Annotated in this window: 11 protein-coding genes; 6 read left to right on the forward strand and 5 right to left on the reverse strand. The window is 42.8% G+C overall.

All coding sequences use genetic code 11. The features are described from left to right. Positions 1-124: 124 nt before the first annotated feature. A complete protein-coding gene (locus tag B4K26_RS11900; protein WP_296245740.1) occupies positions 125-1,417 on the reverse strand; it encodes a hypothetical protein in 1,293 nt (430 codons plus the stop codon). 157 nt (positions 1,418-1,574) lie between these two features. Here B4K26_RS11900 and B4K26_RS11905 point away from each other — a divergent pair, with 157 nt between their 5' ends. Beyond that, positions 1,575-2,090, forward strand: a complete 516-nt coding sequence (locus B4K26_RS11905) for a L,D-transpeptidase (RefSeq protein WP_296245741.1) — start codon at positions 1,575-1,577, stop codon at positions 2,088-2,090. Positions 2,091-2,213: 123 nt separating this feature from the next. Here the strand turns inward: B4K26_RS11905 and B4K26_RS11910 are convergent, their stop codons facing one another. Together B4K26_RS11910 and B4K26_RS11915 are read right to left on the reverse strand one after the other, a co-directional pair. Then, entirely contained in the window at positions 2,214-3,908 is a 1,695-nt protein-coding gene (locus B4K26_RS11910; RefSeq protein ID WP_296245742.1) for a CYTH and CHAD domain-containing protein, read from the reverse strand. Between the two features lie 260 nt (positions 3,909-4,168). After that, on the reverse strand, positions 4,169-5,755 hold the full coding sequence (locus B4K26_RS11915; RefSeq protein ID WP_296245743.1) for an isocitrate lyase: 1,587 nt from the start codon (positions 5,753-5,755) through the stop codon (positions 4,169-4,171). Positions 5,756-6,476: 721 nt separating this feature from the next. On the opposite strand from B4K26_RS11915, the gene B4K26_RS11920 reads away from it, so the two are divergent. Then, positions 6,477-7,466 (forward strand): LysR family transcriptional regulator, encoded by a 990-nt coding sequence (locus B4K26_RS11920; RefSeq protein ID WP_296245744.1) that lies wholly within the window; start codon positions 6,477-6,479, stop codon positions 7,464-7,466. A 390-nt stretch (positions 7,467-7,856) separates the two neighbouring features. Next, entirely contained in the window at positions 7,857-9,245 is a 1,389-nt protein-coding gene (locus B4K26_RS11925; protein ID WP_296245745.1) for an NAD-dependent succinate-semialdehyde dehydrogenase, read from the forward strand. A 158-nt stretch (positions 9,246-9,403) separates the two neighbouring features. Here the strand turns inward: B4K26_RS11925 and purN are convergent, their stop codons facing one another. Together purN and purM are read right to left on the reverse strand one after the other, a co-directional pair. Next, positions 9,404-10,105, reverse strand: a complete 702-nt coding sequence (gene purN, locus B4K26_RS11930) for a phosphoribosylglycinamide formyltransferase (protein ID WP_296245746.1) — start codon at positions 10,103-10,105, stop codon at positions 9,404-9,406. Next, positions 10,105-11,154: a phosphoribosylformylglycinamidine cyclo-ligase gene (gene purM / locus B4K26_RS11935; RefSeq protein ID WP_296245747.1), complete on the reverse strand. Its 1,050-nt coding sequence runs from the start codon at positions 11,152-11,154 to the stop codon at positions 10,105-10,107. Before purM ends, purN begins: the two co-directional genes overlap by 1 nt. Positions 11,155-11,444: 290 nt before the next feature. On the opposite strand from purM, the gene B4K26_RS11940 reads away from it, so the two are divergent. The 3 genes from B4K26_RS11940 (at position 11,445) to B4K26_RS11950 (ending at position 14,338) form a co-directional block, all read left to right on the forward strand. After that, positions 11,445-12,551 carry an AI-2E family transporter gene (locus B4K26_RS11940; protein WP_296245748.1) on the forward strand — a complete coding sequence of 369 codons (1,107 nt, stop codon included), beginning with the start codon at positions 11,445-11,447 and terminating at the stop codon, positions 12,549-12,551. 218 nt (positions 12,552-12,769) lie between these two features. Further along, a complete protein-coding gene (gene hda / locus B4K26_RS11945) occupies positions 12,770-13,573 on the forward strand; it encodes a DnaA regulatory inactivator Hda (protein WP_296245749.1) in 804 nt (267 codons plus the stop codon). A gap of 54 nt (positions 13,574-13,627) precedes the next feature. Further along, entirely contained in the window at positions 13,628-14,338 is a 711-nt protein-coding gene (locus B4K26_RS11950) for a DUF2057 domain-containing protein (RefSeq protein ID WP_296245750.1), read from the forward strand. Positions 14,339-14,414: the final 76 nt, after the last annotated feature.

Below are 14,414 nucleotides of genomic sequence, written 5' to 3' on the forward strand. Positions count from 1 at the left end.
CTATATCAACAAAGTATAATCAAACAAAATTAAATAAAGGCGCTATTAATTTAGCGTCTTTTTTTATAAATGTTTTGAAGGTTTTTTCTACTTTAGAAATTATGATGCTAATTGCTGTCACTTATCATTGAGCTGTTTTTGCTTCTTTAGTATCTGCTTCATCATTGTCATCGTCTATCATTACGATTGCCACATCCTGTTGCTCACGTTCCTTGAGACGGTCTTGTTCGATGACTTCTTCTGTCGCCAGTTTGACCCCGTCAGATTTTTGGCCTTGGTATTTGATTGTTGCAAGTCCGCCAAGAATACCAATAACGACAATAATAATGAGGATAACGGGGTTTTTCCACAGAGGTGTTGATGCGTCGTATTCAATTGGCTTTTCACTGGTTGTAGTCGGTGTGTTGTCGTTATTGCCACCGATTAAGCCCAAACTGACCAACGGCGGCTTGGGCGGGCTGGCGGGTTCAGAGGTAATTCGTAGTCGGTTCCGCTGCAAGTATATTTCTGAAATCTTGGCCAATTGCAGCAGCCAGCGTTGATGCGGTAAGCTAATGGCTGCCATGTCCGCAAACACCAATAAGTCACTATGTTTACCTTGTTGGGCGTTGGTAGATGAGCGCCCGATGACCTTTAAATAGTTGCCAGTTGCTTGCTGCATGTCTTGTACAGGCTTTTGGTTTTCAGGTTTAAAGTCTGTCAGCTCGTGCCAATAAGGATTAAAAGCTGGCGGCTTGCTGGCGAGTTGCTCTGTGCTTAATAAAGTTCGTTCTGTGGCGTTTTTTGCTTCTGATTCTGTTTTTAAGTCCGGTTGTGGAGAGGCTCCTGTAGCAGTGGTTGTTGTTTTATTTTCATTAGCTTCAATCAGTTCGGCAGACATTGACGTTGGCTTATTGGCTACAAAACGCTCTACAGATAAAAACTGCGGTTGCAATGCGAACCATTTGTCCATCTCATCATTATCAAGCTGGCTGTATTCCGCTAAAATCGCCAGTTCACGCAGCACAATCACGCATAGCGATGTGAGCAATACTTGAACTTGTTGCGACGTCGCATCAACCTGCTGGGCAATACAATCACTGGCTTTAATCACGCGAGCATTCTCGTAAAATATCGCATCCGCCACTTCATGACGATAGTACAGGGTCGCAGTAATGGTCGAAAAGTTCATCGAGTTATACTGACGCAGCTCTTTAACGGCACTGCGAGCAAACAGTTTTTTGCTCACAGCTTGGCTATCATTGTGCTGCTGATAAGCAAGTAGGGCACTGACAATGGCTTGCAAACTGGCATCCATAGCCAATCGCGCTTGTGGTAATGCGAGCTTAGCGGCGTCTGCTAATAATGACACCATAGGCTTAGTATCTTGATATAGAAAATCATACATCGACACACGTGTCGGTGAAATAGTCGTCATAATCTGCTAGCATCAAAAAGTGTGCCCCTATATTACGGTGCCAAAAGCCTTGATACAATCCCTTAATAATAGAAAAGCGCAATCATTTTACTCAAAACAGATTGGTAACAGAGTCGATAATAATCATTGTCGCCTTTATGACAACCGGAAAACTTCTATGACAAATAACGGAATCCCTGATGGGCAGTTAGTAATTAACATTGCTCAGCAAGCTTTAAAGCTATATCGGCAAGGTAAGGAAATAGCTCACTATACGGTATCTACCGCTAAAAATGGCATGGGTAGTCAGCAAGATAGCGGTTGTACGCCACTTGGTCGACACCTTATCGCGGCAAAAATAGGCGCCAATGAGCCCATCAACGCAGTGTTTGTTGGACGCATACCGACGGGCGAAGTATATAGTGCAGAGCTTGGTGAGTTACATCCTAGTCGCGATTGGATATTAAGTCGTATTTTATGGTTAAGCGGTCTTGAAGAGGGATTGAATAAAGGCAGTAATAGTCAAGGCGGCTGCGATACCTATCAGCGTTATATTTACATTCATGGCACGCCTGATAGCGAGCCGATGGGCGTGCCGCAATCTCATGGCTGTATACGAATGCGAAATCAAGACATTATTGGGCTGTTTGAGCAAGTTATCGAGGGCACCCCCGTGACCATTGTTGCTCACTAATATTTACTCGAAAAATTACGCTTAAAAAAAGACAACGCACCTGATGATAGCTGTCTTTTTTTTGATGAATTAAGGACCAATTATAGATAAAACACAACGTTAAAAGACTATTGACAGTTTCTATTACCAAAATACATCAGCAGATTTAAGCTTAGCTAAACGTTTTTTCGTCTTTTTCTCAGCGTCTATTAAAGAGGCATTTAACCAGCCAGCGCCATACAAAGCATTAGCATCAGTGCGGGCTTTACGTTGATAGTAGTATTGATAACAAGTGATGTCGAGTTGTTGACCAAGCGCTTGTTGTGCTTTTATGACACATTTTAGGAAGCGCTGACTTGTCTTTTTAGATTTTTTATTGTTGAGCTTGTTGTTTTTGAGCTTTTCATTGTTGATTAAGGGCGCTGCAAATTCGCTAACGTAGCGTAGTTTTTTCAGCTGACGGTACAATTTGTAATGCGTTTGGTTTTCATACTTTATTTGTAAATCTAAATCCTGCGTATACAAACTTAGCGAATCCCTAGCTTCTAAATTAACGTCCTCTAAACTCATACTATCTAAACTAACATCGTCTAAATCCGTGCTATCCGTTTTAGTATTTATCACATCATGCAGTTTTCTCTCAGCTTTGAGCAGTTTTTTATAGCGTTTGTCCAATAGTTTTGTGAGCTTATTGGCGGCAAGCTTACCCGCTTGCGGCTCAAGGCTAGGGTCACTCATGGTAAAAGCTATCAGCTCAAGCAAGGTCAATTGAAAGTCATTGGCGCGTACTGCATCAATAGGGGTGACTTTTAGAGACGCAATTTCTACCGTCCAATCAACGCTCGGAGCGCCGTGCTCCTGTAGTGACGGTTCAATATGACTGGCAAGATAAGCAAGCTTGCGATAGTCGGCCAGTAAAGTCGCCGTTTGTTTAAGAATGATCGACCAATCAGGATTGAGCTCATCAGAGAAACGGTTAAATACTTTGAGCGCGGTACGTAAGCGCAGAATACCGTTACGCAGTTGTAAAACATGGTCGTCGTCAGTGCTACCTGCGACGATGGCGCTACTATTGGGTAGTATTTGCAGTAGGCAATTATGCACGACTGAACGTATAAAGGCCGGCTTGCTGCTATCTTTATCGATAATTAGGGTACTAAGATTGGCGCTAACTGCTGGGCTGTAGTTCTTCCCTTTGATAAGCAAGCCACCACGCTCGGCTTTAGTGACGGTGGAGAGGCATAATTTATGACGCTGACACCAAGTTTTGGCGGTCGCAAATAAAAAATCTAAATCGCCCGTTACCAACTCAAATTCAATTTCTTGAATGACGTCTCGCTGAGTATCATCGTTGCCGTGAATAATCTCTCCATAATCGTATGCCATCTCAATGCTATTACTGGTCTCATCGTCAATATCCTCTACTAGCAGCCGTGTGGTGCGCTGAACATCGGTAACATATAGCCGTGTGAGAGCTTTGGCCAGTTTTTTTAGTTTAAACTTCGCTAGAGCAGGAGCAACAGCGGTGTCTTTATAAATGCTTAAATCAGGCATGAGCGTATTGGTGTCTAGCATGGTTTGGACGTGATCATTATCTAGTATCGTATTGTGCTCTAAACGCGCTGCAATACCATCACCGCCCGCTTTGATAGTCTGAACCCATGCGTCACCTTCGCGGCGGATACGTAAGCCAATACCTGCTTTAGCAAGCTGCTGATCAGGGGTGTCGTAATAATGGGCAGCGAGTTGCGTGACTTTGGAAGATTTAATATTTGCCTGGCGCATCAAACCTTTTAATCGTGACTCTGGAACTAGAAACTTCAGCTCTATCTCTTGCATGATGGCTCTCAATTATTGTAATAAATTTATATGATTACCATCGTATGAAAGCTATGGTTGAATGACAAGTAAAAGTTTTATTTCAATTTGCTAAATGAGGGCTGAATAAATTAATTGCTATCAGTGAAAAGGCACTTTATTAGCCCTGTGATTTAAATAAATGAAATTTTCTAGCGCTCACAAAAAAACCGCCCCACAATGTAGGACGGCTTTTTTTATAGCTTTTATTTAGCTAACTTGTACTTAGAGAGGGTCAGTCATTAGAACTGGTTCATGGTGTTCTTGCTGCCACCAGCTTTAAGGGCGTTGTCACCAGAGAAGATTTCTTTGTGATCATCGCCAAGGTCAGAACCCGCCATTGCTTGGTGCTTAACACAATCGATGCCTTCACGGATTTCTTTACGTTGAACGCCAGCTGCATAAGCAAGCATACCTTCTTCACCAAAGTAGCCTTTAGCCAGTTCATGAACGCTAAGAGCAGTGGTGTGGTAAGTCGGTAGCGTGATTAAGTGATGGAATACACCGGCTTCACGTGACGCATCACGTTGGAAGTTTTTAGCGGCGATATCAGCTGCTTGATCAAGTTCAGTACCATCGTAATCAGCACTCATCAAGTTGTCTTTGTTGTAGGCAGAGATGTCTTTGCCTTCTTCTTCCCACTGAGCGATCACTTGTTTACGGAAGTTTAGCGTCCAGTTGAATGATGGGCTGTTGTTGTATACAAGCTTCGCTTTAGGCTGCTGCTCTTTAATACGATCAACCATCATCTTGATGTGTTCTACGTCTGGAGTTGGTGTTTCGATCCATAGTAGATCAGCACCGTTCTCTAAAGCGGTTACACAGTCAAGGACAACGCGGTCGATGTTCGTATCTTCGCGGAACTGATATAGGCCGTTTGGTAGACGAACTGGACGAACTAGTTTGCCGTTGTGTTTAAGCAGGCTATCGTTTTCGTTGGCCTCTTCAAGCGTCACTTCTTCCATTTCGATAAAATCGATGTATTGAGAAGCAAGGTCGCCTGGCTCATTTGATACTGGGATTTTTTGCGTCAGTGATGCGCCTTCAGAGTCAGTACGAGCAACGATGACGCCGTCTTCAACACCTAGCTCTAGGAATGCATAACGAATCGCGTTGATTTTTGCGATGTAGTCTTCATGCGGTACAGTGACTTTACCTGCTTGGTGACCACACTGTTTTGCGTCAGATACTTGGTTTTCAACTTGGATAGCACAAGCACCTGCTTCAATCATTTGTTTGGTCAGCAAGTAAGTCGCTTCTTCGTTACCAAAACCTGCATCGATATCAGCAATGATTGGCACAACATGCGAATCAAAGTTTTCGATTTTTTCTAAGATAGCTGAGGTGTCTTGACCAGCTTCTTCAGCAGCATTTAGCTCACGGAAGTAATCGTTTAATACTTTAGCATCAGCTTGACGCAAGAAGGTGTAGATTTCTTCGATTAGCTTAGGCACAGAGGTCTTTTCGTGCATAGATTGGTCAGGAAGTGGACCAAACTCAGAACGAAGTGCCGCAACCATCCAACCAGATAGGTAGATATAAGTCTTTGACGTGGTACCAAAGTATTTTTTCTTAGCATACATCGTTTGCTGAGCAACAAAACCATGCCATGCGCCTAAAGATTGCGTGTACTGAGACGTATCATTGTCATAGTCTTCCATGTCTTGACGCATGATTTTTGCAGTATACTTAGCGATATCCAAACCAGTTTTAAAACGGTTTTGCATCATCATACGTGCTGCATCAGTTTCGCTGATATTCTGCCAGTTACCGTGCTTTTGCTTTAATTCACGTACTAAATCGATCGCTGATTTATATGCAGTTGACATCTATAGTCTCCTTGGTGGGGTGAAAATTAATAAAGAAAAGTGATTAAAATGGATTTGGGATGTTATGTATAAAAAGATGCTAACAGAAGTAAGAATTTAAAATAACCGCCTTTTGCGTGAGCAGTCTCTACTAAACTATAAGAAAATTATCATAAAAGCAAACAAAACCTGTCGAAATGGTCAGCTTTTATTTTTTAGGCTCAATTGTGTTTTTATCAGATTAGTCGTCAGCTAAGTTACTTATTACTGTAAAGCGTACAAAGTACCGATTCAAGCTCAAAACTGATGAGAGCAAAAAGCTAAGTTCGCGGAAAAACTAATTTGCAGAATAAGTTTTATGACCATCTTTTAGTATGAAAATACGATAAAATAGCCTTTGAAGCTGATTTATTAAAACGCATGATATCGGCCCAATATTTAAAAATGATTCGTGAGCGTTTTAAAAATGACTCGTGAGCGCTTGCTAAGCACTATAGCTAGGTTACCTTGATTTATCTAGTTTATGATTATTATCTTGGGTATTTTATTTAGTTATAGTATAGAAGAAACAATGGTTTGAGCGGGGGAACTTAGGTTATAATAAGCGTATATTAAAGACATTTAGATAAAAAAATACTTAAATTATGTTGTTATCGGATGTTTTTATAAAATAACAGGATAAAAGATGCCACGCTTTTTTAAGCTTATGGTGGCATTTATTCTTCGGAAAAGAGACATAGATATGAATTTGCAGCGGGTTGATTTAAATTTATTGGTACATTTGGATGTATTGCTTCGCGAAAAAAACGTCACACGTGCTGCTGAACAGCTTGGCATTACCCAGCCTGCGATGAGTAATATTTTGCGGCGCCTACGTAAACTGTTTAATGACCCATTATTGGTACGCTCATCGGAGGGCATGACGCCAACCGAGCGCGCGCTTGAGTTGCAGCCTCGTATTCGCGAGATACTCGCCGACTTGACCCAAGTGCTTGAGCCGCGCACCGAGTTTCGTCCTTATAGTACCTCGCGCGTTTTTCGTATCATGACATCAGACTATGCTGAGGCGACTTTGGTGCCAAAGCTGGTCAAAGCGCTACGTTCTGAAGCGCCCAATGTCATTTTGGATTTCTTGACGCCATCTGACGTCTCCTATCGAGATATGGAGCAGGGGCGAGTTGACTTGGCAATTAACCGTTTTAATGAAATTCCGCAGAGCTTTCATCAAGTATTGGTTTGGCGCGATACTTTTAGCTGCTTATTGTCTGCTGAAGGGCCGTATGCCAACCGTTTTAATTTAAAAAATTATCTAAAAGCGCAGCACGTTTGGGTGTCTAAAACAGGAATGGGCGTCGGTTTTGGGGTCAATCCAGAAAAGTCAGGCGGCCTTGGTTCTATCGATCAGGCGCTACAACGCTTAGGACAAAAACGCCAAATCAGCGTCTTTACCCGTCACTATCAAATGCCCGCCATGCTTGCGGCCAATAAAGATTTAATCGCGACCTTGCCGACGCGAGTAGCTAGAATGCAGGCCAATAATGACAGTATTATTATGGAAGAGCCACCGTTCTTTATTCCTGAGTTTGAGCTGACGATGGCATGGTCACCCCTATTACAGCACCATCCAGCGCATCGTTGGTTGCGTCAGCTTATTATGCATGTGGCGCGGCAAGTGGTCGCTGAAGAAGAAAACCCACCGCCAGAAATCCCGATTATCAATCACTTATTCTAAAGTAGTAAAAGTAAAAAGTTTCTTCATGTTCAATTTATAAAACCCGCTCATTGATTGTGTGCGGGTTTTTTATTGGCTCGATTTTTAAATCGACCAGCTTATTCTTACTATCTTTATTCTTGTGCCAGGCCGATTTTTATAAGACCGTCACATTGTTAACATCTTACGCACACTTCTTCATAACTTGTAAAACTATGATCAAATCCTTTTGTTATGCTAAATGAACATTAAGAAAAAAGACAATTATAACGATTATTGTTAAGTGATTCGATATTGTCGAGTGATCTATTAGTGCTCCGATTATAAAATAGTGCTCCGATTATAAAACGATGGTCTGCTAGTAACTCATTTACGACACAATAATCAAATAAATAGGTAAGGATAATTATCATGGCAGATATTACCACTGTGAACCCAGCAACAGGTAAAGACATTAAAAATTACACGTATATGAGCGATGATGAAGTCAACAAAATCATTGATGCCTCGCATAATGCGTTTTCAAAATGGCGTTTGGTGAGTGCTGATGAGCGTGCAAAAGTTATCGACTCTATTGGCGAGACGCTCATGAAGTATAAAGATGAGCTTGCCAAGCTAATGACTGAAGAGCGCGGAAAGACGCTTGAGGGCAGCTTGGGTGAGGTTGATTTATGTAAAGGTATTTGTGATTTCACGGCCAGTGAGGGCGTTGCTGCGCTTGCAGATGACGAACGCGACATCGAAGGCATTAAAAAAGGCTTAATCAGCTATGACCCTATTGGGATTATTTATGGTATCCAGCCATGGAACTTCCCAGCCTACCAAGTGTTCCGTTATACCATTGCCAACTTGATGGCGGGAAATAGTATCTTACTTAAACACGCCTCTAACGTGACGGGTTCAGGATTGTTGATTGAAAAAATCATGCAAGAATCTGATTTGCCTGAAGATTTATTTCGTACGCTGATCATCAGCCATGATCAATCAGAAAAAGTCATTCAGCACGAAAAAGTACGCGGCGTAACATTAACAGGTAGCGATGTAGCGGGAAGAGTAGTAGCGCAACAAGCAGCGAAAGTCCTTAAAAAGACTGTTATGGAACTTGGCTCGAATGATGCCTTTATTGTGCTAGAGGACGCCGACTTAGATTTAGCAGCAGCGACTTGTGCCCATGCACGTTTATATAATAATGGCGAAACCTGTATTGCGGCCAAACGTTTTGTCGTCGTCGACAGTGTTTATGATAAGTTTCGCGACCTTGTTATTGAAAAATTCAAGAGCTACAAAGTAGGGGATCCAATGGAAAAATCAACTGACGTGGGTCCGATGTCAAGTAGCAAGCAGCGCGAGAATTTGCATAAACAAGTGCAAGAAAGCGTAGATAAAGGTGCGACTATCACTTTGGGTGGTGAGATGTCTGACAATCCAGGCGCTTTTTATCCGCCAACGATTTTGGAAAATATCAAGCCCGATCAGCCAGCGTATAAAGACGAGTTATTTGGTCCTGTTGCTGCCCTTATCCGAGCTAAAGACCAAGACGATGCGTTCCGGATTGCCAATGACAGTCGGTATGGGCTGGGCGGTGCTATTTTCTCTAAAGACGAAGAAAAAGCGATTGAGCTAGCGCAGCAGCATTTTGATACAGGAATGGTTTATATTAATGGTTATGATTTGGTCAATCCAGGGTTGCCATTTGGTGGTGTTAAAGACTCAGGCTACGGCCGTGAACATGGCGGCTTTGGTATTAAAGAGTTCGTTAACATCAAAGCAGTGCACGTTGTCGGTAAAAAACCTGCTTAGTAGTTAATCTACCTTAGATTTATCATTTTAAATGCCTCGTTATTAACTAACGGGGTATTTTTTTATAAAGGATCATAGAAGCAAACAATAAAACCGGGTATAAAAAAAGCAGAACAAGTAACTGTTCTGCTTTTTTTATAAAATGGGTAAGTGAGTTTCTAATCGTCTAACCACAGCTTTAAAGGTAGAGCAGGTAAATAAGAAGTTTTAGCATCATCTACTTGGTCATTTAAATTAATGACACCATTTGCGATCAGTAATATCGTCCATGGTAAAAGTTGATGCTCAGCCTTTTGCACACGGAATTGTAAACTAGCAGCGTCCTCTTTTTGTCTGACTTCTAACATGGCTTGGGTCAAAACTGCACCGGCATCGAGCTCAGCGGTGACCACATGAATACTACAACCATGATGACGTTCACCTGCTTGAATGGCGCGCTGATGGGTATCAAGACCTTTATAAGCAGGCAGCAGAGCAGGGTGCAGATTGATCATCGGAGCAGGCGCATTATCGATAAATGAGCTACTCAAAACCCGCATAAATCCTGCTAAAACAATCAAATCAGGTTGCCAAGAGATTAATTGAGCATTGGCATGGGTTTCAAAGGTTTTGATTCCCATACGTTTGCCGCTAGCAACGTGAGATAAGATGGCAACTGGAATAGCAGCATCTTTCGCACGTGTGATGGCATAGGCATCTTCACGGTTACTAATGACGCCAACGATTTCAATCGGTAGCGCCGTAGCTTGCATGGCATTTATCAATACTTGCAGATTACTACCACTACCAGACACTAAGACGGCTACGCGTAACGGCTGAGCTGTTTTTTTCGAAAGGTTTTTTAGGTTGTCGTCTGACATTAACGGTATACCACTGCGTCCGCTTCACGGCTAACCATTTCACCCAATTTCCAAGCTTTCTCGCCCGCATCATTTAATGTTTTAATAGCACTTTCTGCTTTATCTTTAGGCACGACGATAACAAAACCGACGCCGCAGTTAAAGGTGCGGTACATCTCGCTTTGTTCAATATTGCCTTGGGTTTGAAGCCAAGTGAATAACTCTGAAAACTGCCAACTAGCAGTATCAATACTAGCGGCTAAATTGTCCGGTAATACGCGTGGCAAGTTATCTGTTAAACCGCCACCCGTAATATGTGACATAGCGTGTAGCGCTGAGCTACCAAGGGTATCTTGCAACGCTTTAATCGCTTTCACATAGATACGGGTCGGTGCCATCAGCGCGTCTTGAATAGGCTGGGCGTCTAATTGCTCATCGCTTGTCGTCACATCAACGCCGCTGACTTCGATGACTTTGCGAACCAGTGAGTAGCCATTAGAATGCGCGCCACTTGAAGCAAGGGCAATCAACACATCGCCCTCGCTCACGTTTTTGCCAGTGATGACTTCCGCTTCTTCAACCACGCCAACACAGAATCCCGCTAGGTCATAATCATCATCTTGATACATGCCTGGCATCTCAGCGGTTTCGCCGCCGATAAGCGCACAATTTGATAATTTACAGCCTTCGCCAATACCCGTGACAACAGTCGCTGCGACATCAACGTCGAGCTTGCCAGTCGCGTAATAATCTAAGAAAAATAATGGCTCAGCACCGCAAACCAATAAATCATTGACGCACATAGCAACCAAGTCGATACCAATGGTATCGTGGCGATTTAACTGCAATGCCAGTTTGAGTTTGGTGCCAACACCGTCCGTTCCCGACACCAACAGCGGTGAGGTGTAACCAGTTGGAATACGACAAAGCGCCCCAAATCCGCCAAGTCCGCCTACAACCTCAGGACGAGAGGTGGCTTTTGCCACTGATTTAATACGTTGAACCAACGCATCGCCAGCATCAATATCAACGCCAGCATCTTTGTAGCTTAAAGAAGGCTTGTTACTCATGGTCATCTCACAAATTTTATAGGGAATGAAGGTCGGTCAGTAGAAAAGCGGATCGGTCGTGTTAATTTTGCAGATAGTGCGCGCATTATACCCAAAAATNNTTAAGAAACAAAAAATGACTGATTTTTTGTTGGACTCTGCGATAATAGAACGCCAAAGTTGTTATCAAAACTTATGGCAACAACGTCGATAAATCACACTATAAATATAAAATTATCGGCGAGCTATTTCAGTTAATAAACCATTATAAGCCAGCATTTTATATTGACTTAACCTTAGGGCTACTCTTAATGATAAACCAACCAATAGACCCCTTTTTTCGACGCCTATTTATCGTCGTTGCTATTGTTGTGGCCGTGTTTTTATTGTATTTGATGATGCCGGTCATTGTGCCGTTTGTGGTTGCCTTTGTACTGGCTTATTTATTCAATCCACTGGTCAAGCGTTTATCAAAATATATCAGGCGTTGGATCGCCATTATTATTGTTTATTCGACGATCACGCTCGGCATGGTTTTGCTACTTTGGTGGTTAATACCCACTTTATGGCATCAGCTGCAAGCAGCGTGGGAGTATTTGCCCAAGGTCTTAAATTGGTATAATCAAGTCGTACGGGAGTGGTTTACCAATAATAGCCGCATTCGTCTGCCAGAATTAGAAGCTAAGGGGTTTTCTGATACACTAGTTGATTATATGCAGGCCAATTATAAGTTTGCGGATGCCAGCAGCATGATGAGTCAAATACTGGCCTCCAGTATGAACTTTATCAATAACGCCGGACTGATTGTATTGGTACCAATTTTGACCTTTTATTTCTTGTTTAATTGGGATCAGCGCCTGCATACTTGGAAGATGGCGATTCCAGCACCTTATTGCAAAAAGGTGGTTACTATCGCTAAAGAATGCGATCAAGCATTGATGGCATTTATTAAAGGTCAATTATTGGTCATGGTGTTACTGGGTGTCATTTATGCGGTACAGCTGCAGCTTATCGGGCTTGAGCTTGGTTTGATTATCGGTATGGTGGCGGGTATTGCTAGCTTCGTACCCTATTTAGGCTTTGGTATCGGCTTTATCGCCGCGATTATTGCCTCTTTATTCCAATTTGGTCTGGATTGGACTTATCTAGCCTTAGTGGTTGGTGCGTTTTTGGTCGGACAAGCGGCAGAGGGTTATATTTTGCAACCGCTGTTATTGGGCGATAAAATTGGCCTATCACCACTATGGGTTATCTTTGCGGTATTGGCAGGAGCGAGCTTACTGGGGTTTGTCGGTATGTTGATTGCGCTCCCTGTGTCTGCTGTCCTCAACGTCTTATTTCGTCACCTCTATGCTTATTACCGCTCCACTGACTTTTATAAAGGCCGTAAGCAGTTGGCGTTATTTGAAGAAAAATAACCACCGCAGACAATATGCAAAATGATGACTGATTGAGCTTAATAGGTAAAAGACTTGTCAGTCATTTTGCAAATATGTTATATATAGGCGCAGTATTAACGGTATTTGCCGTTACTAGGTTGGCTTCGTTAAATGTAAATGTTAGCAAGGCCAGTTTATAGAATATTAGTCGTTTAGCCTTTTTAGTGATTGCGCTACGCAAACCGAGTTGATGATTCATGGCAGAAGCACAGCTAAGTCTCAATCTGGACATTAAGCATGATGCGAGTCTCAGCGACTTTGCCGGTCCGGGTTGGATGTCTATTATCGATGCAGTGCGGCAGCTCCATGTCGGCCTGATAGGTCAGCTGTATCTATTTGGCAGCCCTGAGACGGGCAAGTCGCACTTATTATCCGCCATCTGTGAGTCATTTATCGAGATGGACAAATCAGCGATTTGTCTGTCACTAAATGAATTGATTCATACCGATGTTAATGTTCTGTCTTCTTTAGAGAATTTTTCTCTGATTGCAATTGATGATTTAGAAGTGCTTGAGCAAAGCAGTCAATGGCAAGAAGCTTTATTTCACCTGATTAATCGAAGCCGAGAGGGGCAGCGTCAGCTCATTTTTGCCTCCAATAAACCGGCGACCGAATTACCTTTCCAGCTAACCGACTTGCTCACCCGGTTGGCGCAATCGCCAAGCTTTAAAGTACCAACCGGTCATGATTTGGCAGACCGTCAAGCATTGCTGCAATCTATCTTACGTCGCCGCGGTTGGCAGTTTGATGAGCGTATTATCAATCATTTGCTCACCGAAGGACCGCATCGTATCGGCGCTATGATGGATGTACTAAATTATATTCAGCCAATGTTTTCTAATCTTGGCCGTAGTAATATATCAAAAGCGGTTATTAGTGATGCGCTGCGTACCATTGATGAGCAGACGCTTGCCGCCGAGCTTGCCGATATCGCGCAAGAAACGCAAATAGATAATGACGTTGCTAATCAAGATCAACATACCATGCCACTCGATTTTTAGTATTTAAAAATCCAGTTTTTTTATAAAACGTATTTACTATCAATGGAACAATTTATGAAATCAAACGCTTCTATACTAAAAAAACTGACTGTTGGCTCGTTATTGGTAACGGCAGGCTCAGTATCGATGCTATCACAGGCCGCAGTCACTTTACTGGTTGATGACCATATCAAAGTAACCGCTATCAACGGGCAAGAAATCCAGCAAAGTCCGTTTCAGCCGTTGACGAAGTCGTTTACCTTAGAGCCAGGTCAACACGCGATTACCGCTAAATATGACCGCTTATATGACTTGCGCCGTGATGAGCACGATTATCTGCGCTCGGGTAATGTGAGTGTGACGGCAGAATTGAAAGACGATCAAACGTATCGTCTGACTATGCCAAATCAGCCAGAAAAGTATGAAGCGGCACGAGAGTATGCCAAGCGTCCAACATTGGCAGTGCAACAAAACAATACTATCGTTGCCAGTCAGCAGGCGCTAGAGGGTAGTAGTCAAGGTGGTTTGCTATCAGGTTTGGGTAAAACGTTGGGCGGTGTATTTGGCGGCGCAAATGATGCTGAACTACAAAACCAACGTGCGATAGCGGCTTTAGGTCAACCTACTGCCAGCACGCCAAGCACTGTCAATTCAGGCGCAGTTACCACGGTTAAGCAAGCCACTAGCGCTGGGTCAACTACTAATACTCTAGATCAATTTATGCAACTTTGGCTACAAGCAACGCCTGCTGAGCGTGAAAAAATACGTCAATGGATTCAGAAGTAAAGTGATTAAAAAATAAGTAGCTATGAGTAAAAGAAACATAAAAAAAGCACCTGATTTGAACTGACCCCCAAATGTT

It is taken from the genome of Psychrobacter sp. UBA6766, assembly GCF_002453355.1.
GTDB lineage: Bacteria > Pseudomonadota > Gammaproteobacteria > Pseudomonadales > Moraxellaceae > Psychrobacter.